This window comes from Rhizobium mongolense USDA 1844 (assembly GCF_000419765.1).
Classification (GTDB): Bacteria; Pseudomonadota; Alphaproteobacteria; order Rhizobiales; family Rhizobiaceae; genus Rhizobium; species Rhizobium mongolense.
In genome coordinates this window covers 432,035-454,042 of sequence record NZ_ATTQ01000001.1, presented here as the reverse complement: position 1 = coordinate 454,042, position 22,008 = coordinate 432,035, and the positions used below count along the sequence as shown (strand labels likewise).

General features: G+C 59.8%; 23 protein-coding genes. 16 read left to right on the top strand and 7 right to left on the bottom strand.

Translation table 11 applies throughout. From position 1 onward, the window contains the following. Window positions 1-165 precede the first annotated feature (165 nt). The gene (locus A3C3_RS0102510; protein ID WP_033419537.1) at window positions 166-801 is read left to right on the top strand and encodes a GntR family transcriptional regulator; all 636 of its coding nucleotides are present in this window, start codon (window positions 166-168) and stop codon (window positions 799-801) included. A 29-nt stretch (window positions 802-830) separates the two neighbouring features. Here A3C3_RS0102510 and A3C3_RS0102505 read toward each other — a convergent pair whose 3' ends face one another. Continuing rightward, window positions 831-1,475: a ThuA domain-containing protein gene (locus A3C3_RS0102505; protein WP_022713042.1), complete on the bottom strand. Its 645-nt coding sequence runs from the start codon at window positions 1,473-1,475 to the stop codon at window positions 831-833. A gap of 175 nt (window positions 1,476-1,650) precedes the next feature. Between A3C3_RS0102505 and A3C3_RS0102500 the strand changes: the two genes are divergently transcribed. The 5 genes from A3C3_RS0102500 to A3C3_RS0102480 all read left to right on the top strand — a co-directional run bounded on the left by A3C3_RS0102500 (window position 1,651) and on the right by A3C3_RS0102480 (window position 6,673). After that, window positions 1,651-2,049 carry a VOC family protein gene (locus tag A3C3_RS0102500; RefSeq protein WP_022713041.1) on the top strand — a complete coding sequence of 133 codons (399 nt, stop codon included), beginning with the start codon at window positions 1,651-1,653 and terminating at the stop codon, window positions 2,047-2,049. Window positions 2,050-2,203: 154 nt separating this feature from the next. Further along, window positions 2,204-2,458 carry a DUF2934 domain-containing protein gene (locus tag A3C3_RS0102495; RefSeq protein ID WP_022713040.1) on the top strand — a complete coding sequence of 85 codons (255 nt, stop codon included), beginning with the start codon at window positions 2,204-2,206 and terminating at the stop codon, window positions 2,456-2,458. A gap of 86 nt (window positions 2,459-2,544) precedes the next feature. Beyond that, the gene (locus A3C3_RS0102490; RefSeq protein WP_022713039.1) at window positions 2,545-3,942 is read left to right on the top strand and encodes a c-type cytochrome; all 1,398 of its coding nucleotides are present in this window, start codon (window positions 2,545-2,547) and stop codon (window positions 3,940-3,942) included. Further along, window positions 3,939-4,433, top strand: a complete 495-nt coding sequence (locus A3C3_RS0102485) for a (2Fe-2S)-binding protein (RefSeq protein ID WP_022713038.1) — start codon at window positions 3,939-3,941, stop codon at window positions 4,431-4,433. The genes A3C3_RS0102490 and A3C3_RS0102485 overlap by 4 nt, the downstream gene beginning before the upstream one ends. After that, a complete protein-coding gene (locus A3C3_RS0102480; RefSeq protein ID WP_022713037.1) occupies window positions 4,430-6,673 on the top strand; it encodes a xanthine dehydrogenase family protein molybdopterin-binding subunit in 2,244 nt (747 codons plus the stop codon). Before A3C3_RS0102485 ends, A3C3_RS0102480 begins: the two co-directional genes overlap by 4 nt. A gap of 63 nt (window positions 6,674-6,736) precedes the next feature. On the opposite strand, the gene A3C3_RS37575 is transcribed toward A3C3_RS0102480, so the two are convergent. Together A3C3_RS37575 and A3C3_RS37570 are read right to left on the bottom strand one after the other, a co-directional pair. Then, window positions 6,737-6,979, bottom strand: a complete 243-nt coding sequence (locus A3C3_RS37575; protein WP_022713036.1) for a DUF2934 domain-containing protein — start codon at window positions 6,977-6,979, stop codon at window positions 6,737-6,739. 15 nt (window positions 6,980-6,994) lie between these two features. Next, a complete protein-coding gene (locus tag A3C3_RS37570) occupies window positions 6,995-7,525 on the bottom strand; it encodes a sigma-70 family RNA polymerase sigma factor (protein WP_022713035.1) in 531 nt (176 codons plus the stop codon). A 344-nt stretch (window positions 7,526-7,869) separates the two neighbouring features. Here A3C3_RS37570 and A3C3_RS0102465 point away from each other — a divergent pair, with 344 nt between their 5' ends. From A3C3_RS0102465 to A3C3_RS0102425, 8 genes are all read left to right on the top strand, one after another. Beyond that, on the top strand, window positions 7,870-9,201 hold the full coding sequence (locus A3C3_RS0102465; RefSeq protein ID WP_022713034.1) for a PQQ-dependent sugar dehydrogenase: 1,332 nt from the start codon (window positions 7,870-7,872) through the stop codon (window positions 9,199-9,201). 127 nt (window positions 9,202-9,328) lie between these two features. Next, window positions 9,329-10,630 carry a hemolysin family protein gene (locus A3C3_RS0102460; protein WP_022713033.1) on the top strand — a complete coding sequence of 434 codons (1,302 nt, stop codon included), beginning with the start codon at window positions 9,329-9,331 and terminating at the stop codon, window positions 10,628-10,630. Between the two features lie 113 nt (window positions 10,631-10,743). After that, entirely contained in the window at window positions 10,744-11,385 is a 642-nt protein-coding gene (locus tag A3C3_RS0102450) for a lysophospholipid acyltransferase family protein (RefSeq protein ID WP_028739336.1), read from the top strand. Next, a complete protein-coding gene (locus A3C3_RS0102445) occupies window positions 11,382-12,332 on the top strand; it encodes a phosphatidate cytidylyltransferase (RefSeq protein WP_022713030.1) in 951 nt (316 codons plus the stop codon). The genes A3C3_RS0102450 and A3C3_RS0102445 overlap by 4 nt, the downstream gene beginning before the upstream one ends. Further along, complete coding sequence (locus A3C3_RS0102440; protein WP_028739335.1) at window positions 12,329-12,718, top strand: hypothetical protein; 390 nt, start codon at window positions 12,329-12,331, stop codon at window positions 12,716-12,718. The genes A3C3_RS0102445 and A3C3_RS0102440 overlap by 4 nt, the downstream gene beginning before the upstream one ends. Beyond that, complete coding sequence (locus A3C3_RS0102435; protein ID WP_022713028.1) at window positions 12,718-13,362, top strand: CDP-alcohol phosphatidyltransferase family protein; 645 nt, start codon at window positions 12,718-12,720, stop codon at window positions 13,360-13,362. Before A3C3_RS0102440 ends, A3C3_RS0102435 begins: the two co-directional genes overlap by 1 nt. Window positions 13,363-13,478: 116 nt before the next feature. Then, window positions 13,479-14,111: a LysE family translocator gene (locus tag A3C3_RS0102430; RefSeq protein WP_022713027.1), complete on the top strand. Its 633-nt coding sequence runs from the start codon at window positions 13,479-13,481 to the stop codon at window positions 14,109-14,111. 94 nt (window positions 14,112-14,205) lie between these two features. Next, window positions 14,206-15,120, top strand: a complete 915-nt coding sequence (locus A3C3_RS0102425) for a DMT family transporter (RefSeq protein ID WP_022713026.1) — start codon at window positions 14,206-14,208, stop codon at window positions 15,118-15,120. Window positions 15,121-15,149: 29 nt separating this feature from the next. Here the strand turns inward: A3C3_RS0102425 and A3C3_RS0102420 are convergent, their stop codons facing one another. The 4 genes from A3C3_RS0102420 to A3C3_RS0102405 form a co-directional block, all read right to left on the bottom strand. After that, a complete protein-coding gene (locus A3C3_RS0102420; RefSeq protein WP_022713025.1) occupies window positions 15,150-16,226 on the bottom strand; it encodes an ABC transporter ATP-binding protein in 1,077 nt (358 codons plus the stop codon). 9 nt (window positions 16,227-16,235) lie between these two features. Next, complete coding sequence (locus A3C3_RS0102415; protein WP_022713024.1) at window positions 16,236-17,324, bottom strand: carbohydrate ABC transporter permease; 1,089 nt, start codon at window positions 17,322-17,324, stop codon at window positions 16,236-16,238. After that, window positions 17,317-18,240: a carbohydrate ABC transporter permease gene (locus A3C3_RS0102410; RefSeq protein WP_051154426.1), complete on the bottom strand. Its 924-nt coding sequence runs from the start codon at window positions 18,238-18,240 to the stop codon at window positions 17,317-17,319. The genes A3C3_RS0102415 and A3C3_RS0102410 overlap by 8 nt, the downstream gene beginning before the upstream one ends. A gap of 101 nt (window positions 18,241-18,341) precedes the next feature. Continuing rightward, complete coding sequence (locus A3C3_RS0102405; RefSeq protein WP_022713022.1) at window positions 18,342-19,619, bottom strand: ABC transporter substrate-binding protein; 1,278 nt, start codon at window positions 19,617-19,619, stop codon at window positions 18,342-18,344. A gap of 257 nt (window positions 19,620-19,876) precedes the next feature. Between A3C3_RS0102405 and A3C3_RS0102400 the strand changes: the two genes are divergently transcribed. After that, on the top strand, window positions 19,877-20,887 hold the full coding sequence (locus A3C3_RS0102400) for a Gfo/Idh/MocA family protein (protein ID WP_022713021.1): 1,011 nt from the start codon (window positions 19,877-19,879) through the stop codon (window positions 20,885-20,887). Window positions 20,888-20,898: 11 nt separating this feature from the next. Next, window positions 20,899-21,996 (top strand): Gfo/Idh/MocA family protein, encoded by a 1,098-nt coding sequence (locus tag A3C3_RS0102395; protein ID WP_022713020.1) that lies wholly within the window; start codon window positions 20,899-20,901, stop codon window positions 21,994-21,996. Window positions 21,997-22,008: the final 12 nt, after the last annotated feature.

Genomic DNA, 22,008 nt, shown 5'->3' with positions numbered 1-22,008 from the left:
AACGGCTTCTTTTCGCTTAGTATCCAAAATTGGCGCCAATTTAGGATACAAAAGGTTTTTGCGCAATCCGTGGGCATGAATAAAATTTGAACAGGGTCGAAATTGTCTGGCTGCCTACAGAAACCGAAGGTGCCGTGATATCCGTTTCGAAAAAGGGAGTCTTGAATGGCAGACGTTATGATGGGGCCGACGCCGGAGATCGAAAATTCGAAAGACGTAACCGATCTTGTCCTCCAGGATATTCTGGCGGGCGTGCTTCTTCCCGGCACCTGGCTCAAGCAGATCGATCTCGAGCGACGCTACAAATGCACGCGGCCGGAAGTCCGCCGAGCGCTCGATCGCCTTGCGCAGAAGCGGCTGGTCGAGCACGTGCCCAATCGCGGCTACCACGTCTACGAGCCCGACGGCCGCCGCGCCAGGGAGGTAAGCGAAATCCGTATCATTCTCGAGACGGCGGTTGCCGGCACGATCGTTAAGAATGCGTCTGCTGACGATCTCGATACCCTGCGGAAGCTGGCGGTCCATTTCGACCGGATGGTCCTTGATGGTACGATGCTGGAGCTTTACGAAGCCAACCTCGCCTTTCACAGGCAACTTCTGGTCCTTGGCGGCAATCAGGAGCTTGTCGACCTTATTGCGGAAATTCGCCAGCGAACCTCCTCGGCACCCGTCGCTCAATGGCGCACGCGCGCCCGCATCGAACAGTCCGGCCGCGAACATCACCTGATGATCGACGCCATTCAGCGCCAGGACGCAGAAGAGCTCAAGCGACTGGTGAGGCAGCACATCATTCAGAACTGACCGTTGCGCGCGCCGGACTGCATCGGGGTCTACCGGCGCGCAGCCCAGGCAAGGCCGCGGCGAAGAATGAGACGCATGTAAGGATGGTCGAATTCGGCTGCGACATGGCCGAGTGCCGAATAAAAGACGCGGCCCGCACCAAAGTGGCGTTTGAAGACCACCGGCATTACGACATTGCGGGCGGCCTCGTCATATTCGCCGGTGAACGTGGTGGTCGCCAGAATCTCAACGGATGGATCGTAGTGCAGGTAATACTGCTCCGAGTGATAGTCGAAGTCCGGAATGCCCTGCATCAGCGGATCGTTTTGTCGGCTCACATTCACGCGGAAGTCGATGATGTTGCCCGGATGAGAAACCCAGGTGACGCCCGAAACATAGTGGAACGGCGCACTCTCCTTGAAGGATGTCGCCAGCGCGCCATGATGACCGCCGAGGCCAAGGCCGTCACGAACAGCCATGACCAGCGCATTCGCATGCACCTTTTCCAACTGCTCCCCGGTGATGATCGGAACAAGCAGATCGGCATTGGCAATCACCGGCGAGCCGAAGATGTCGAGATCGCGGGTAATTTCAACTGAGAAGCCGTCTTCCCGCAAAAGTTCGCCGACGATGCTTGCGCATGCTTCCGGTTCGTGGCCCTGCCAGCCGCCCCAAACGATGATCGCTTTGCGCATGCCCTGCCTCCCGGCTTTCGATGGTTAGGTCGTGACGTCGTGGCTTTTCCAACCAGATAGCGCCCGATTTCATCGACCGCAAGCCAGGTCGCTTCGATTGCCATCACACGATTTAGTCTTGACGGCGGCAAGGGACCGCAGTCAGCTCGAGCATTATCTGTGGGAGGAATTCTGAATGCTGAAATCCTTTGAACATATCGGCATGACGGTAAGCGATATGGACCGTGCCGTCGCCTTTTATTGCGGCCTCCTCGGCCTTCGGCTGCATCTGCGCAAGACGATGCCGGACGGCTCGCACGTTGCTTTTCTCGATGCCGGCGGTGGCATGCTGGAGGTCTTCGCGCCTGCAAGCGGGGCGGTGCGCGCAACCGACATACCCGAGGGTGCCGCCGGTCTGCGCCATCTCACGTTCCTGTTCGGCAGCGTCGCTGAAACCTTCGCAAAGCTCGAAGCGGCCGGAGTTGAAGTCAAGGAGCGCCCGCGTCTTGCTTACAACTCCGAGGTTCTGCACAAGGTTGCTTTTCTGCGCGATCCCGACGGCATCCTCATCGAGCTCGCCGAGCGGACCGATTGAGGCAGTTGCTCGGCAACACCAGTATCTGAGCGGCACTGCTGTTTCCGGCGCAATACCGCGCAAATCGCGCTTCCGGTCTGAGGCGGAGTAACAACTCCGTAAGCGAAATCTGGCAACCTCCAGACGAATATTTTCTCCATTGGAGTTGGGTGTCATGGTTTACAACAAGGAAGATTGGATCAGCCAGCGCGCATACGCCATATGGGAGGCGGAGGGACGCCCCTGCGGGCGCGAGACCGAAAACTGGCAGCAGGCGGCGGCCGAGTTCGAACAGCTGCAAACGACCAAGGCGTCCATCGATGGAACTGACCTGATCGAGATGCTGCGCGCCACCGGACGTCTTATGCGCGCCGGCGACAATCACCGGGCTCAGATCATTCAAGAGCGCGCCACGATCGCCAAACGCTAGAGATTCAGCACCTATTTCGGGAACAAATTCCTGCTCCTTGCGTTTTGTGCAGTTCGGTTTGCACTCCCGGGAGGGTCATATCGGCAATGCGAGCCATCAGACTGCTGTCGACGATCCTTACCCTCTTCATCGTTTTCGGTCTCGCATTCTTTTTTCTTGCCTGGCGCCCCGAAATCAAGCCGCAAAACCCTTCAGAGACCATGCGCTTCGATAACGCACTGGTCGCCAAGGGAGCCAGCCTCGCGGCGGTCGGAAACTGTATCGCCTGTCATACAGTCCCGGGAAAGGAAGCTTTTTCCGGGGGGCTTAAACTGCCGACGCCTTTCGGGATCATTTATTCGACGAACATTACGCCGGACGATGACACCGGTATCGGACGCTGGAGCGAGGCTGCCTTCCAGCGCGCCATGCGCGAAGGAGTGGATCGAAAGGGCGATCATCTTTATCCGGCATTTCCCTATGATCATTTTACCCGCGTCACCGACGAGGACAACAAGGCACTCTATGCGTTCTTGATGACGCGCACGCCCATCAAGGCGATGGCACCCAAAAACGAGCTGCCGTACCTGCTCCATGTCCGCCCGATCCTTGCCGCCTGGAAACTGGTCTTCTTCGACAAGGGCGATTTCGCGCCCGATCCGCAGAAAAGCGAGGAATGGAACCGCGGTGCCTATCTTACCGAAGGCCTCGGCCACTGCGGCGCTTGCCACACGCCTCGCAACGCCTTTGGTGCCGAGGCGCGCGGCAGGCATTTCGGCGGCGGCGAGGCGGAAGGCTGGCAGGCTTATGCGATTAATGCGCAAAGCCCCTCACCGATCCCATGGGACAAGGGTTCGCTCGCGTTTTATCTGCGTCATGGCTACCACGCGTTCCACGGCGTCTCGCGTGGTCCGATGGCGGAAGTCACCGGTAATCTCGGTGCGCTTCCCGACAGCGATATCAATGCAATCGCAGCCTATGTCGCCTCGATCATGGGCGAACCGTCTGGCGAACGCGTTCAAAGGGGCGAAGAGCTGAAGAAGCAGTTCGTTCCGGCGCAAGATGGCGTGGTGACGGCGGCGATTGACGAGACCAAGGCGTCGGCCGAACTTGCCTCTCATCCGGGTGCAGCCATCTATGGCGCGGCTTGTGCGACCTGTCATGAGTCCGGCCGCGCCGCGCCGTTTGGAGGACTGAATTTCAATCTCAGCACCGCCGTCAACGCGCCCAATCCGCAAAACATCGTCAATGTCGTGCTTTTCGGCCTGCCACCGGCCGACGGTGAGCCAAGCGCCGTGATGCCCGGCTTTGCCGGGGCGTTGAACGACCAGCAGATCGCCGATCTGCTCGATTTCATGCGCCGGCGCTTTACGACGGGCGATCCTTGGCCCGATCTGCTGCAACGCGTCAACCGCACACGGTCCGGTGAATATTTTGTCGCCGTCCGCCCCTCGGAAGGAATTGAACGAGCGCCGTTCAATGTCGGCGCGAAGGAGCCGAGATGACAACGCTCAACGTCAACGGACACACCCACGAGGTCGCCAGCGAGCCCGACACGCCACTGCTTTACGTGCTTCGCAACGATCTTAATCTCAACGCCGCAAAATTTGGCTGCGGCCTTGGCCAATGCGGCGCCTGCACCGTCATGGTCGACGGCCAGGCGGTGCTTTCGTGCGTGACGCCGCTCATCGTCGTCGAAGGCAAGGAAATCGTGACCGTGGAAGGGCTTGGAACAGCTGAAAAGCCCGGACCGCTGCAGGCGGCCTTCATCGAGAAACAGGCGGCGCAATGCGGCTACTGCATTCCCGGCATGATGATGAGCGCAGCAGCGCTTCTGAAGCAGAATGCCACGCCGACTGACGAGGAAATCCGATCGGCGTTGCGGACCAATCTCTGTCGCTGCGGCACACATATGCGCATCCTTGCCGCCATCAGGCGCGCGAGTGAACTGATGGAAGCTGCGGGGCTTCCGGTCGCCAAAAGGAGTGCCGGATGATGGATATTCTCACCCAACATGAAATGAGCCGGCGCGGCCTGCTTGCCGGTACCGGCGCTCTCATCGTCAGCTTTTCCACGATCCGTGCGCTGGCCCAAGAGATACCGACTGCGGCGCCCGAAAAACCGAAGTTGCCGGGTAGCCTGGATGACGACCGCTATCTCGATAGCTGGATAAGGATCGATTCTGAAGGCAAGATCACCGTGTTTACCGGCAAGGTGGAGCTTGGACAGGGGATCGGCACGGCCCTCATCCAGGTCGCCGCAGAGGAACTGGACGTCGATCCCTCAGAGATCGCGCTCGTGACGGCCGACACGGGGCGCACGCCCGACGAAGGGTTTACGGCAGGCAGCCAGTCGATGCAGAACAGCGGTACTGCCATCCGCAACGCAGCCGCGCAGGTTCGCGAGCTGCTGATCGCCGAGGCAGCGCGCCGTCTTAACCTGCCCCCAGACCAGCTGAGAGCGAAAAAGAAAAGCGTCTCCGGGCCGGACGGCAGATCGGCGACCTATGGCGAGCTGGTGTCGGGCCAGTTCCTGCACGTCGAAGCCCAGCCGCAATCGAAACTGAAACAGCCCGATGCGCTGAGCATCATCGGCCGTGATGTGCAGCGCATCGACATCCCGGGCAAGGTCACCGGTGCTGCAGCCTATGTGCAGGACCTGCGCCTCGACGGAATGGTGCACGCACGCGTAATCCGTCCGCCGAGCTATGGTGCAACATTGAAAGACATCGATGCCACGGCGGCCGCCGCCATGGCTGGCGTCATCTCGGTCATCCGCGACGGCAGTTTCCTTGCCGTCGTGGCGGAGAAAGAATGGCAGGCGATCAAGGCCATGCGCGCCGTCGAAAAAGCAGCGAAGTGGGACGAACCTGCAACGCTTCCGGAACAGACCGATCTGGCCGCCGCTCTCGCCGGTCTGGAAAAGGATGTCGGCACGGTGGCCGAATCCGGCCATCCGAGCTTCCCGAACGGCGCGATCTACGAGGCAACCTTCACGCGTCCCTACCAGATGCACGGTTCGATCGGTCCTTCCTGTGCGGTCGCGCTTCTGAAGGCCGACGGCAGCCTTGATATCTGGTCGCACACGCAGGGGGTTTTCCCCGATCGGGGTGCGATTGCCCAGATGCTGGCGATGCCGGAGGAGAAGGTGCGTGTCATCCACATGGAAGGGTCCGGCTGCTACGGGCACAACGGTGCTGACGACGCAGCTGCCGACGCAGCACTCATCGCCATGAAAATTCCCGGCCGCCCTGTGCGTGTCCAGTGGATGCGCGAACAGGAGCATATGTGGGAACCTTACGGGCCTGGCATGGTGTCTAAGGTCCGGGCATCTCTTGATGCAAGCGGCAGGATCGACAACTGGACCTATGATGTGTGGAGCAATACCCATAGCACGCGCCCCGGCAATGCCGGCTCGCTGCTTGCCGGCCGCGCCAAGGAACAGCCGACGCCCTTAGAACCGCCGAAACTCAGCATCAGTCCCAATGGCAGCGGCGATCGGAATGCCGATCCTCTCTATGCGATCCCGAACCGCCGGGTGCTGTGGCATTTCCTGCCCGACATGCCGCTACGGGTTTCGGCGCTGCGCGGCCTTGGCGCTTATGCCAATGTCTTCTCGATCGAAAGCACCATGGACGAGCTGGCTATTGCCGCCAAAGCCGATCCTGTCGAATTCCGCCTGCGTCATCTGGAAGATGATCGCGCCAGCGACGTCGTGAAGCTCGCGGCCGACAAATTCGGCTGGGGGAGGGGCGAAGTGCCTTCCGGTCACGGTCGCGGCTTTGCTTTTGCGCGTTACAAGAACCGGGCCGCCTATCTGGCGGTCGCACTGGAAGCGAAGGTCGAGCGCGAGACCGGCCGTGTGCAGGTGCTGCGCGCCGTTGCCGCCATCGATGCCGGTCAGGCCGTCAATCCCGACGGGATCGGCAACCAGACGGAGGGCGGCATCCTGCAATCGATCAGTTGGACGCTCTATGAAGCCGTCACCTTCGATCGCACCCGCATTACCAGCACTGATTGGTCGAGCTATCCGATACTGCGCTTTAGGAGCGTTCCAGAAAGCGTCGAAGTGCATATTCTCGATCGGCCCGGTCAGCCCTTCCTCGGCACAGGCGAGGCGGCGCAGGGGCCGACCTGTGCGGCACTCGCCAACGCAATCCGCGATGCGACGGGAAAGCGGCTGGTCGATCTGCCGCTATCGCGCAACAGGGTGAAGGAAGCGACCGGTCTCGGTTGATAAGAACCTTAGCCGGCGTCTCATCGCAAGGGGTGCAGACCGCAGGACTGCATGAAGCATCCTTCAGCCGCTCGCTATCGCCGGCGGGTGCCCGATGGGTTTCGGCAACGTGGCGGCCGGTGGTCTTGGTCTGAACCGGACCAGCACCTCGCGCCCGTCGGCCGAAGCCTGCGTGCGCTCCAGCTCGTCTCGCTCCCGCACAGCCTGTGCCCAGTGCTCGCCATCGCGGCCATGTTGGCGCCCGGACGCTTCCCAAAGTGCATAGGCCCTCTTGGCGATCCATTCGTTCCTGTCGTGGCGGCTCATTGCTGCGCACCTCTGCTAGTGTAACGAGGCTGCTTCGGAAGATTGCGTCTCGCCGAGCATTTCCAGAAGATGGTTGCGAGCGCGGCTCACCCGGCTCTTGATGGTGCCGACTTGGCAGTCGCAGATCGCAGCCGCTTCTTCGTAGCTTGTTCCGTTCACCACCAGCAGCAGTGCATGGCGGTGCGATGCTCCGAGCTTGTCGATCGCTGCCTGCACGTCCAGGGCTCTCAGCGACCATTCCTGCGTCGATTTGACCGGTATCTGACGGTCGGTCAGGTCGCCGACGCAACCGACCGGTTCGCGCTTGCGGCGTTTGTAGCTGCTGCAATACGTATTGCGCATGATCGTAAAGAGCCAGGATTTCAGGCTCGTGCCGTTGTGGAACTGCTCGATATGACAAAGCGCCTTGGAGACCGTCTCTTGAACGAGATCGTCGGCGTCGCTTTCAACCCGCTCGAAACGCCTCGCAAAGGCTTTGAGAGCTGGAAGAAGCGAGACAATTTCTGCCTGAGCGCTGCAAGGCTGTGCAACGGAGACTGTTGGCATGGCGTCCTCCTTCTACGGAGGAATTAATGCCCTCGCACTCGGTGGGTTCCCGATAAACTTCATAGGTCCGCAATCGTACAATGGGGCCGTCTGGGCCTGAAGTCTCAGGCAGTCTCTTTACGCACATGCCTCAAGGCTCAGCATACTGTGCGGTCGCTCAAGTCGCTCGTACATGGTTTTGTCACGCTTCAAAACGCCATGATGGAAGTTGCGGTCTTGAGAAACACAGCAGCGCCGTTGAAATCTTGAACCTTGGGGCACTTGCTCCATCATTCGAATTTATCAGGAGCATTGAAACCTATAGCGGTCAAACCGTTAGCACGGTCTAGCATGAAAGATCATCCATGAAGAAGATCCTCATTGTCGTCCTTCTTCTCATCCTTGTTGCAGGGTGGATATTCGTCTTTGAGCGCGAATCCGCCACCGTCCCGATCGAACAGGGCTACGGTCCCTCACCGACGCTGCCCGCGCCGAACCCGACGCTGATCCCGACAGTCAATGTCGCGGAGGCGGCGAGCTGGCCAGAAGGAGCCACACCAGAAGCCGCAGAGGGGCTGAAGGTGGAAGCCTTTGCAAGGGGCCTCGACCACCCGCGCTGGATCCATGTCCTGCCGAACGGTGATGTCCTTGTTGCCGAAAGCAACAAGCCGCCAAAAGGTGAAGACGCCGGGTTCAGCATCCGCGGCTGGTTCGAAGGTCTCGTCATGAGCCGGGCCGGCGCCGAGGTCAAAAGTGCAAACCGCATCACACTGCTGCGCGATGGCGACAAGAACGGTGCAGCCGAGATGCGCACCGTCTTCCTGAAAGATCTCAATTCTCCCTTCGGCATGGCATATTTTAAGGATACGCTCTACGTCGCCAATACCGATGCGGTCATGGCTTTTCCCTATAAGAAAGGTGAAACGGCGATCACCACGCCGGGCGCGAAAATTGCCGATCTACCAGCAGGCCCGATCAATCAGCACTGGACGAAGGACGTGATCGTGAGCCCTGACGGCACCAAGCTCTATGCCACCGTGGGCTCCAACAGCAATGTCGGGGAAAACGGCATGGATGCGGAAAAAAACCGTGCCTCGATCCTCGAAATCGATCTTGCCACAAAGGCTGTTCGCGTCTTCGCAAGCGGCTTGCGCAATCCAAATGGTCTTGCCTGGCAGCCGCGGTCGGGCGCCCTTTGGGTGGCAGTCAACGAACGCGACGAGCTCGGCAGCGATCTCGTTCCCGACTATATGACCTCGGTGAAAGAAGGCGGCTTTTATGGCTGGCCCTATAGCTACTTCGGCCAGCATATCGATAGCCGGGCAAAGCCGCAAAACCCTGAAATGGTAGCGAGCGCCATCGTCCCCGATTATGCCCTTGGTCCTCATACCGCCTCGCTCGGCCTGACCTTCAACACGAGCAATCTGTTTGGTCCGGATTATGTCGGCGGTGCCTTCGTCGGCCAGCACGGCTCCTGGAACCGCAAGCCGCGCAGCGGCTACAAGGTGATCTTCGTGCCTTTCGTCGATGGCAAGCCCTCCGGCCCGCCGCGCGATGTCTTGACGGGCTTTATCGGGGCGGACGACAAGGCCTTTGGCCGACCTGTGGGCGTCGCAATCGACATCAAGGGTGCGTTACTTGTTGCCGATGACGTCGGCAACACGATATGGCGGGTCTCACCGGCTTCGGCCCAGTGAGGGGGCCAGCGCACAACCCGTACAGAAGCGCCGAGCAAAAATAGCCGAAGCAAGATGCAGGCCTTGCTTTCATTGTTGGCGCTTTGCTCCTATTTTGAGGCATCGCTGTCAATATCATAGGCTTCTTTTGTTTCTGGAAATCATAATCGTTGTGCTGCTCACTATCTTGAACGGTGTGCTCGCAATGTCCGAACTTGCCGTCGTTTCATCACGTCCCGCCCGTCTGAGGGTCCTGGCCGATCATGGGAGCCGGGGAGCTGCCCAAGCCATCAAACTTGCCGAACATCCGGGCCGCTTTCTCTCAACCGTTCAGATCGGGATTACACTTGTCGGCGTTCTCTCGGGTGCCTTTTCGGGCGCCACGCTGGGCGGCCGTCTTTCGGCCTGGCTGAGCGCGCAGGGCGTTTCCCCCGCCCTTTCCGATGCGCTTGGCGTCGGCACGGTGGTCGTTGCCATTACCTATCTTTCGCTCATTATCGGCGAACTGGTGCCGAAGCAGATTGCGCTTCGCGAACCTGAAGTGGTGGCAAGCAAGGTTGCTCCGGCCATGGCCCTGCTTTCCAAGCTTGCCTTGCCGCTCGTCTGGCTTCTCGACGCGTCCGGCAAGCTTGTGCTTTCGCTTCTTGGTCAGTCCGGAAAAGGCAGCGATGGGGTGACCGACGAAGAGATCAAGACGGTGCTCGCCGAGGCGCAGAGTGCCGGCGTGATCGAGAGCGAGGAATCCGCGATGATATCCGGCGTCATGCGCCTTGCCGACCGGACGGCGAGAGCCTTGATGACGCCTCGCCGCGACGTCGAAGTCGTCGACATCGAAGACAACATCGAAGACATTCGCAAGCAGCTGCACCGAACGCACCGCTCGCGCCTGCCTGTGCGCCGCAACAGTTCTGACGAGGTGCTTGGCGTGCTCTTCGTGAAGGACTTTTACGATGCGCTCGACGCGCATGGCCATGCAGACATCCTCTCGCTTGCCCATGAAGTTCCGGTGATCTCGGACCTTTCGACGGCAACGCATGTCATCCAGGCAATCCGCAAATCACCGGTCCACATGGTGCTTGTCTACGACGAATACGGACACTTCGAGGGCATTGTTTCTTCCGGCGACATCATGGAAGCGATCATGGGCGCACTACAAGAGGGACCTGCTGACGAGCAGGCAATCGTTCGCCGCGGCGACGGTTCCTATCTTGTTTCCGGCTGGACGCCGATCGACGAGTTCGCCGAATTCATGAACTTCAAGCTGGCGGATGACATTGAATTCCAGACCGTCGCCGGCCTTGTGCTGGAAGAGTTGAAACACCTGCCGGATCTCGGCGAAAGCTTCGTGAAGGACGGCTGGCGTTTCGAGGTCATCGATCTTGACGGCCGCCGCGTCGACAAGATCCTCCTCTCGCCGGAACCTGTAGAAGGTGAAGAGCGGACGGCATGATCCGCCCGCTGCATGTGGAAATCTTTATCGGCTTTCCAACCGTCTTCCGATTTGTCGAAAACGCGGCTACGCTCCTGCAATCCTGAATGCGGGAGCTGGGCTCGATGAAGCAGATGCAAGGCCTGATCGCAACGCCTGTCGCGATCGCTATCGTGCTGTTTGCCCGCGCAATCACGGCTGTGCGGGCGATCTGGGCGAACGACGGTTTGCCGCCCCGGCGCTGCATCTATTTTGCCAACCATTCGAGCCATGGCGATTTCATTCTGATCTGGACGGTCCTGCCGCCGCGTCTGCGCGGGCGAGCAAGGCCCGTGGCCGGGGCAGACTACTGGCTGAGATCGCCGCTTACCACTTTCATTGGCCGCGAAGTCTTCAATGCCGTGCTGATCGAGCGCGACCGTGAAAGGCGCACGCAGGATCCGGTCGAGCAGATGGCGGCGGCAATCGATGCCGGCTCGTCGCTGATCCTGTTTCCGGAAGGCACGCGCAACCAGACAGAGGAGCCGCTTCTGCCTTTCAAGAGCGGCCTCTTCCATCTGGCTGCAGTGCGCCCGGGGATCGATCTCGTGCCGGTCTGGATCAACAATCTCAATCGCGTCATGCCGAAAGGCGAGATCGTTCCAATTCCTCTGATCTGCACGGTCACCTTCGGCAGCCCGATGCGGCTTGAACCCGGGGAGACCAAGGACGGCTTCCTGGCAAGGGCAAGGGCCGCCTTGATTTCCCTTTCTCCAAAACTAGGCGGCAGCGAATGAACGACGCGCGGTCCGATCTTATTACGCTCGTGCTCGGCATTTTCGCCGTGCTGATCTTTGCCTCACTGGTTGGCTATGTCCTGCATCGGCGCCTTTCCCCGGATGGCTCCAATAGCGCCGTCGAGAACCTGAATGCGCGCATCAAGGCCTGGTGGATCATGGTGATCTTCATCGGCGTCGCGTTTCTGGCGGGTCGTGCCGGTGTCATCATTCTTTTTGCCTTCTGCTCCTTTGCGGCGCTTCGAGAATTCATCACGCTGACAAACACGAAGCGGGCTGATCACTGGGCGCTCGCCTCGGCCTTCTTCGTGGTGCTTCCCATTCAGTATTATTTGCTGTGGGCTGAAGAATACGGGATCTATTCGATCTTCGTACCGGTTTACGCGTTTTTGCTGATGCCGATCATTTCCGTGCTTCGGGGTGATACCGAACGGTTCCTCATCCGCATTGCCGAAGTGCAATGGGCCTTGATGATCTGTGTCTTCTGCGCTTCGCACGTGCCGGCGCTGCTGACGTTGAACATTCCCGGCTATGAGGACCGCAACGTTCTTCTCATCGCATTTCTGGTCATCGTCGTGCAGCTCAGCGACGTCTTGCAGTATGTCTGGGGCAAGCTTTTCGGGCGAACGAAGATCGCCCCGAAACTCTCGCCGTCGAAAACCGTCGAGGGCTTTGCGGGCGGTGTCGCCAGTGCGACTTTGATCGGGGCGTCGCTCTGGTGGATCACACCGTTTACGCCTTTGCAGGCGGGCCTGCTTTCGCTGGTCATCACGCTGATGGGCTTCTTCGGCGGCCTGGTGATGTCGGCTATCAAGCGCGACCGGGGCGTCAAGGATTGGGGCAATCTCATCGAGGGACACGGCGGACTGATCGACCGGCTCGATTCCGTGGTGTTTTCGGCGCCGATCTTCTTTCATCTTGTCCGCTACTGGTGGTCGCTGACATGAGTGGTTGGGTCGCACGGCTTGGACGCAGCAGCACCGTTCATGTGACTTTCGCCTTTCTCGCCATGGGAGGCTGGGCGCTGTTTGCCAATCGCGTCCATCCGCTGCCGCGCATGCTGCTTGCCGGCGTCGTTCAGGGCGCGCTGTCTGCCTGCCTCACCCTGTTCTTGAAATCGGCGGTCGAAACATTTTCGAAGCGCTTCAAAGGCACTGCCGCATTCATTGCGCCGCCTCTCATCGCCTGCCTCGGTTCTGCAAGCATTCTCATCGCCATCCACGCACTCGCCGCAACACCCGAAATATTAAGGACCGTTGCGGTGCCGCTTGTCGTCTCCACCAGCTATGCGGCGATTTACAACTATTCTCTTTTGACCGGGGAAGGTAAGTGATGACGGACACTGAAGATCGCCGGCCGTTGAACAGCCGGAACACCTGGTGGGCAAAGGCGATCGCGCAGAAGATCGCGGCGAGATCCGTCACACCGAACCAGATATCGCAGGCAAGCATCGCCGCTGCCTTCATCGCCGGTCTCCTGTTCTTTGTCGCCGGACGCGACGCCGGCTATTCGCGCATGGTCCTTCTCGCTCTTGCGGCACTTTTTTGCCAGGTGAGGCTTCTCTGCAATCTCTTTGACGGCATGGTGGCGGTCGAAGGGGGCAAGGCAGAAGCCGACGGGCCGTTCTGGAACGAATTTCCAGATCGCGCCGCCGACATGCTGATTTTTGCCGGCATCGGTCTCGGTATCGACCATCCCGGCCTTGGCTGGGCGGCTGCAGCATTCGCAGTGCTGACTGCCTATGTGCGCGAGCTTGGCCGGGCGACGGGCCACGGCAGTGATTTTTCAGGCCCGATGGCCAAGCAGCACCGCATGGCAATCGTCACCATGGCTGCTGTCATTTCGATCGGCGAACCTTACTGGGATCTGCAGAACCATGTCCTTTGGCTCGGGCTTTGGATCGTGCTTCTCGGTGCCGCCGCAACCGCGGCCCGGCGCAGCTTGCGCTTGATCCGGTCCATGAAAACTCCGCTCTGACAACGGCCGTGCGGTGGGCGGAAGTTGCTGCGGCTTTAAATTGTCATCCGTACAATTCCACTCTTGCGGCCTGCCAGGGGCTCCTTCATCAGTTGGTGATCGAGCCGGAGACCGTTATGCCCGAACTTGCAAGTCTGCTTGCCTTTGCCCTTATCGCTGTCGGCATGGTTCTGACGCCCGGGCCGAACATGATCTATCTGGTATCACGCTCGATATGCCAGGGACCGGCGGCCGGATTGATCTCGCTTGGCGGTGTGGCACTCGGTTTCGTCGTCTACATGCTATCGGCAGCGCTCGGGATTACGGCCTTGGTCTTCGCCGTGCCACTTGCTTATGATGCGCTTCGGCTGGCAGGCGCCGCCTATCTTGCCTGGCTTGCCTGGAATGCAGTAAGGCCCGGCGGCCGCTCGGCCTTTCACGTTCGTGACCTTCCGCGCGATACCAATCGCAAGCTCTTCGCCATGGGCTTCGTCACCAGCTTACTCAATCCGAAGATCGCCATCCTTTCTCTCTCACTGCTGCCGCAATTCGTGAACCCGCAGGGCGGCAGCGTCTTTTTGCAATCGATCGCTTTCGGCTTTACGCAGATCGCGATCAGCGTCAGCGTCAACGCACTCATCGCCCTTTCTGCCGGGTCCATCGCGCTTTTTCTCGGCGAACGGCCGGCCTGGATGCGGGCACAGCGCATGCTGATGGCAACCGTCCTTGGAGGACTTGCCGTTCGCATGGCGCTTGAATCGCGCCGCTGACACGCTTTAAGCTTCACCCTGACCTTGACATCGGTGCTGTTAAAGCGGAAGCCGCACTCGGCCGCCTCGCGGTGTCGTATCAAGGAATGTCAGGATGAAGCGCAGTGCCGTTGCCGTCAGTTCGAACGTGATCTTGACGGGCGTCTTGTTGATGCTGCTCGGCGATTTCCTCTTTGCGCTCAACGATGCGATGGGCAAATGGCTGGTTGCGAGTTTCGCTGTCGGCCAGGTGCTGGTGATCCGCTCGGTCGGCGCCTTCATCGTGCTCGGTCCGATGATCGTCCGGCAAGGGACGCGGCAGCTCTTCAATGTCGAGCAAAAGGGGCAGCAGGTGATGCGCGTCGTCATGACGACCTGCGATGTCAGCCTGTTTTATGCAGCCGTCGCCTATCTGCCGCTTGCCGATGTCATGACCTTCTATATGGCGGGGCCTATCTATGTCGCCGCGCTTTCGCACTTTTTCCTCGGCGAGAAGATCGGCTGGCGCCGCTGGCTTGCGGTTTTCATCGGCTTTGCCGGTGTTGTCGTAGCGCTCCGTCCATCGTCTGCGATGCTGTCCTTGCCATCTCTTTTCGGTCTGACGGGCAGCCTCGCCTTCGCGCTCACGCTGGTGATGAACCGCTCCTTGCGCGCGACCAGCGACACCACGCTCGTCACCTGGCAGACGATCGCTGCTCTCATTGCCGGGATCATTCTCAGTATCGGCCATTGGCGTCAGGCGACACTTCTCGATTACTCAGGCATGCTGCTTCTGGGCGTCGTCGCCTCCTGCGCCCACCTGCTGATTACCCGATCGCTGAAGCTTGCGCCGGCATCGCTGCTGGCGCCACTGCAATACACGCTGCTCATATGGGCGATCGTGCTTGGCATGATCTTTTTCGATGACGTACCCGATATGCAGATCCTCATCGGCGCGGCGATCATCGTCGTTGCAGGGCTTTTCATCTTCCACCGGAAAAACCTCAGGGACACGATCACGCCGGATGCCGTTCCGCCGGACGGACATTGAAGGTTCAGTCGAAGGATTGTCCCGGCAGGTCAGTCGGTTTTGATCCGCAGGCCTGTTTCATCGAACAGATGCCAATGGCCCGAACGGGGTGCGATGTTGAGGACATCGCCGCGCGCGACCCGGCTCTGGCCCTGCTGGTGCACCAGGATCGGCTCGCCACTTGGAAGGGTGCAATGCAGGTAGCTGTTGGCGCCGTGCTGTTCGGCAACGGCGACCTCGGCTGGCCAGCCGCTTTCACCGACCAGGAAATCTTCGGGCCGCACGCCGAGTGTTGCTTTCCGTCCGGTTGCAAGCTCGGCTTCAAGAGGCAACTCCAACCGCGGCAATCCGGCGCCCTCGAAGGCGAGCCTCCCGTTGGTCGAAGTGCCGATTGTCCCTTCGATGAGGTTCATGCGCGGTGAGCCGATGAAGCCGGCAACGAAAGTGTTGTGCGGGCGATTGTAAAGATCAAGCGGCGCACCGACCTGCTCGATGACGCCCTTGCGAAGAACAACGATCTTATCTGCCATCGTCATCGCCTCGATCTGGTCATGCGTCACATAGATCATCGTATTGCCGAGCCGCTCGTGCAGCTTGGTAATCTCGACGCGCATCAGCACCCGCAGCTCCGCATCGAGGTTGGAAAGCGGCTCGTCGAAGAGGAATATCTTCGGATCGCGGGTGATGGCGCGACCGATCGCGACGCGCTGGCGCTGACCGCCGGACAGCTGGCGGGGGCGCCGGTCGAGCAGCGTGTCGATCTGCAAAAGCTTGCCGGCTGCTTCAACGCGGCGGTCGATCTCGTCTTTCGGCATCCGGATATTCTCAAGTCCGAAGCTCAGGTTCTGGCGAACGGTCATGTGGGGATAAAGAGCGTAGGACTGGAAGACCATGGCGACGCCGCGATCGGCGGCCGGCGTGTCGATGACGCTTTCGCCGTTAATGCGGATGTCGCCGCCCGTTGCCTCTTCGAGCCCGGCAATCATTCTAAGCAGTGTCGATTTTCCGCAGCCGGACGGGCCGACGAAGACGACGAATTCGCCATCCTTGATATCGAGATTGATATCGGGGATCACCTGCAGCGTACCGAAGGATTTGTTGACATTTTCAAGTACGAGGTTTGCCATGAACGAAACTCACTTGATGCCCGTGGATGCGATGCCGCTAGTGATGTAGCGCTGCAGAAAGATGAAGGCGCAGGCAAGCGGCAGCGCCGTCAGGGTCGTCATGGCGAGCATCAGATCGTAACGGACCTCGAACTCGCTCTGGAAAGAGTTGAGCGCCAGCTGCAGCGTATAGACCTCGCGGCGATTGAGGACGATCAAGGGCAGCAGGAAGTCGTTCCAGCGCGACAGGATCGAGAAGATCGCCACAACGGCAAGCGCCGGGCTGGAAAGCGGCAGGACGATCCTCCAGAAGATGCGCCACTCGCTCGCATGATCCATGCGCGCTGCTTCGATCAGTTCGTCAGGGATCGTCAGCATGTACTGGCGCAGCAGGAAGACGCCGGTCGGCGTCGCGACGGTCGGCAGGATGACACCCCAGAGATTACCGACAAGGCCGAGCTCGGCAACGATGAGGTAAGTCGGCACGAGAACCACGGTTGCCGGGATCATCAGCGTCGACAGGATCGAAATCAAGGCGACGCTGCTGCCTGCGAAACGGTACTTCGAAAGCGCAAAGGCAGCCATGGAATTCATCACCAGCGTGATAATGGTCGCAACAGTGGTGATGAAAAGGCTGTTATAGACATAGCGGCTCATCGCCTGGCCGGAACTTGCGACCAGGTTGGTGTAGTTCTCGGTCGCAAGGCGCACCTTGCGGACGGGGACGGCATCGGTCACGGCAACGGTGACACGGCCGGCGCCAGGGTTGTGCGGATTGATCATCTGCGCATTCCTGCCGACACGGCGGATCTGCGCAAGCCGCACCTTCGTGCCGTCTTTCAAGGTTACGTCGAAGAGCGGCAGCGGCTGGTCGAAACCTTCAACCACGGCGGTTTCGCTGGAATAGGGCAGAATGCTCGGGGGAAATTCCTGCAGATTGGCCTGCGTCTTGAAAGAAGACAGGACCACCCAGGCAACTGGCGTGAACATGATGAGCAGTCCAAGGACGAGGAATCCATAGGTGAGCCAATCGGTAACGTCGAGCCTGTTGCGCCCGCGCCGGGCAAAGAGCAGACCGCGCATGGGAGCTCCGGATTTGGACAGGGCAACGTCAGCCATGTTGCGAATTCCTCGACAGGCGCAGTTGCAGGCCGGTGAAGATCAAGAGCACGACGCCGAGCAGCAGCGAGGCCGCGGCCGCGAGACCGAAGTTGCGAGGCTGCACGGCGAAACCGACCTCGTAGATATACTGGACGATCAGCATCGTCGCAGATCCGGGGCCGCCGCCTGTCAGCACGTAAAGCTCATCGAAAGTCTGGACCGAGCGAATGACGCAGAGGACGAAGACGACAAGCAGGACGGGCTTTAGAAGCGGCAGCGTGATGCGCGTGAAGACCCGCCAGTTGGTGGCGGAGTCCATCTTGGCAGCTTCGTAGACATCGCGCGGGATCGACTGCAGACCGGCAAGCAGAATGATCGTGTAAAAGCCCATATGCGCCCAGACGGTGACGAAGACCGACCAGAAGAAGGCGGTATTTGGAAATACCAGCCAGTTGACGGACGAAAGTCCGAGCCAGGTTAGAATGCCGTTCAACGCGCCGTTGCGCTGCAGGATCCACTGCCAGGTCAACGCCACGACGACAGGCGAAAGCATGACGGGAAAGAAGAAGACGGCGCGAAAGAAGCCGCGGCCGCGGATCTCGCGGTTGAGGCAGACAGCGGCAAGCAGCGCGACGCCGATCATGCAGATCACCTGGATCGGCACGAAGACGAGACTGTTGCCGAGCGCCCGCCAGAAGAGATCGCTCGAGCAGGTGGATGCATCGAGGTAGTTGGTGCAGTCGAACAGCGTTTCGTAATTGACAGAACCGATGAAGGGTCGCTCGCTCGGATAAAGACGGTCGCTGCCGGTGACCGAATAGAAGACGTTGATTGCGACCGGAAGGAGCGAGAAAAACAAAACGGCGAGGAGGTTCGGCAGAAGAAAGACCCACGGCATGCGCCGGATGCCCAGGATCATTTGCAGGCCCGTCATCAAAGGCTCGGCGAGCCTTGCCGGCAGGAGGATGACGCCGCCGGCAACCGTCGCAAGTCGAGCCCTTGTGGCCATACCGCTCTCCTTCCGGTTCAGCCTGTCTATTGGCCGGCCGCCTTGATGGCGAGCTCGACATCCTGCTTGACACGGTCAAGTGCTGCATCGACCTCCAATTCGCCATTCAGGACCTGGCTGATGCGCGTCGTCAGCGCGTTCATCATGGCACGCTGATAGCGCCAGCCCTGGAAGCGGTAGGCGGCCGGCGCCATTTTCGGGATCTGGGCGATGAAGGTCGAAAGCGATTGCTGCGTACGCTGAGAGGCGCCCGGATAGGTCACGCCATTTTCGATCAGCGATTTTGCCGCCGGAATCTCCACGGCCGCCGAGACGATTTCGGCGTTGTTCTTCGACTGGGCGATATAGTCGATCAGCTTGCCGACCGCTTCGGGCTGTTTGGTATGCTTGAAGCCGACGAGCGCTCCGCCGCCCGGCATGACGGTGCACGATGAGGGCCCGCAGGGCGCAGGTGCAACCTGCCAGTCGAAGAGGTCCCCGACTTCCTTGTCCATCTGGCTGAGCGTCCAGGAACCGCCGAAGTAAAGCACGGTCTTGGCATTCAGGAAATCTGAGAAGAGCTCGCGATGCGTTGCGCCGCCGACCGCTCCCCAAAGGTCCATCGGCATTGTTCCGTCCTTGTGCCAGGCCACGAACTGTTCGACGGCGTCCTTCAGCCCCTTGTCGATAACCGGTTTGCCCTCCTCATCGACCAATTCGGCGCCGTAGCTGATGGCAAGGCTTGCAAAGCGGTGGCCAGAGCGGTCCATCTCCATGGCGTATTCGGTATTGGTGGCCTTGGCTACCTTGCGTGTCGCTTCGGCCCATTCGGCCCAGGTTGCGCCCTCCTTGGGAACCGGCACGCTCGCCTGCTCGAACAAGGTGAGATTGACATAGGCGCCATTGACGGTGAGCGTCGTCGGCATGCCGTTGATCGCCTTGCTCGTCGGATTGGAGCCACGCAGCCATTGCAGGGTCTGGCTGTATTCCTTCTCGAAATTCGCCGCGTTCACATAAGGCGTCAGGTCTAGATAGTAACGGCTGAGGCCGCCGAGGTCGGTGACGATTGCCGCATCGGGGCCTTCGCCGGATTCGAGCTGCACCGGCAGGCTTTCGACGAGCGACTGATAGGGAACGGTCTCGAGCTTGACCTTGACGCCTGGATTTTCGGATTCGTATCGTTTGACGACGGGATCCATGGTCAGGCAGCCGAAGCCGATATCGTCGCAAAAAACGGTGAGCTCCTGCGCCTGGGCAATACCCGTCAGCGCCGTGGCTGCAAGCAGCGTCGAGGCCGCCCACAAGCCGATGCGGGTGCGTTTCATATCCAGATCCTCCAGTGATCGCGACGGGCCTCCCGCCCGAGGTGGCAATCTGCCATAAACATGTCTGGACTTACCAGATTGTCAACCGGCAAGCCGAAAGAATTTTTGGCAAAACAAGCGCTAATGTGGCTGGTTTGCCGCAGTTCCCATTGCAAAAACATTCTTGACAGATTTGAGCTTTGAGTGTCTGGTTTGACCAATTATGAGGAGACGAGAAGCCGCAGCTCCCACGGCTTTTGCAGGAGGACGATATTAAAATGCTGAGATTTGCCGTTGTCGGAATCGACCATTCGCACACGTTCGATCATGTGAAGGGATTGCTAGCGGCGGGTGGAGAGTTCGTTGGCTATTGCCCGAAGACCTCTGTTCCAGCGCTCATCGAAAATTTCAAGAAGACATATCCGGATGCGCCGCAGATTGACCGCGAGACGATTTTCGCCGATCCGTCCATCGACGTCATCTGCATCTCCGCCATTCCGCGCGATCGCGCCGGTCTTGCGATCCGTGCCATGAGGGCCGGCAAGGACGTGATGACGGACAAGCCGGGTGTCACGACGATCGAGCAGTTGGAGGAGGTCAAGAAGGCCGTCGCCGACACAGGCAAGATCTTCTCGATCTGCTTTTCGGAGCGCCATTGCGTTCGCTCGGCGGTCAAAGCAGCCAAACTCGTCAAGCAAGGCGCGATCGGCCAGGTCATCCAGACGCTCGGCATGGGACCGCACCGGCTGCAGCTTCCGACGCGGCCCGACTGGTTTTTCGATCCCGAGGCCTTTGGTGGCATCATCGTAGACATCGCCTCGCATCAGATCGACCAGTTTCTCTTCTATACCGGCTCGACGAGCGGCGAAGTCGTCGCAAGCGCGATCGGCAACTTCGGCATGCCGGAGAAACCGGCATTCCAGGACTTCGGCGAGGTATTGCTTCGCTCCGACAAGGCGTCTGGCTATGTCCGCGTCGACTGGTTTACGCCCGAGGCGCTGCCAACCTGGGGTGACGGACGTCTGACCATTCTCGGCACCAAAGGCTATATCGAGCTGCGCAAATACATCGATATTTCCGGCCGCCCCGGCAAGGATCATCTGTTCCTCGTGAACGGCGAGGAAAATACCTACATCGACTGCAGCAGCGAGAAGCTCGACTATTTTGAAGCATTCACCGCCGACGTGCGCGATCGCACGGAAACGGCGATGACGCAGGCGCATGTCTACGAGGTCTGCCGCCTCTCGCTTGAGGCGCAGGCCAAGGCTTCCCGGCTCGGCGGACGATAGGAGGAGATATCATGACGAAGAAATTGCGCGTTGGCGTCATCGGTGCGGGCATCGCTTCGCGCCATCTCATCGGCTACGACTGGAACAAGGACCTTTTCGACGTGCCGGTGCTTTGCTCGCTGGACGAAGAACGCGGCCGCGAGCTTTGCGAAACGCATGGCATTGGCGAATATACCCAGAATGTCGACGACCTCTTTGTCCGCAACGATCTCGACATCATCGATATTTCCACGCCGCCGGATTCGCATTTCGAACTCTGCAAGAAGGGCATCGAATCGGGAAAACATGTGATTTGCGAAAAGCCGCTCTTCGGCTCGATTGCCGATGTCGACGAGATGAGCCGCATTGTCGCGCGTTCCGGCGGCAAGAAACTCATGCCGATCTTCCAGTATCGCTACGGCTCCGGTCTTCAGAAGCTGAAGCTGCTGATCGAACTTGGTCTGACCGGGCGTCCCTTCCTGACGACGATCGAGACCCATTGGTGGCGTGGCCCTGCCTACTACGAAGTTCCCTGGCGCGGAAAGTGGAAGAGCGAGCTCGGCGGCGGCCTGCTTGGCCACGCGATCCATGCGCACGACATGCTGAACTATGTGCATGGCGCCTGCGCCGAAGTCTTTGCCTATGGCGCGACGCTGGTAAACAAGATCGAAGTCGAAGATACGATGGCGCTTTCCGTCAAGATGCAGAACGGATCGCTGGCGGCACTTTCCATGACGCTCGGCTCACGCAAGGAGATCTCGCGCCTGCGCTTCTGCTTCCATGACCTCGTCGCCGAAAGCATTCTCGAACCTTATACGATGGGTCGTGATCCGTGGAGCTTCATCGCAGGCACCGAGGAGCACCAGAAGCGTGTCGACGAGGTGCTTGCCGGCTACGAAGTGAAGGAAGACGGCTATACCCGCCAGTTCGAGCTGTTCCACCAGGCGATCACTGAAGACAAGGAGCCGCCGGTAACGCTGCAGGACGCGCGCAATTCGCTGGAACTGGTCACGGCTGCCTATCATTCGCAGCGCACCGGCAAGCCGACGCCACTGCCGATCACCGCGGAACATCCGCTTTATCACTCGTGGCTTCCGGACGAAGAGCGGCGTATGGCCGCCAGCGCCTGAGCGCCAAACAGA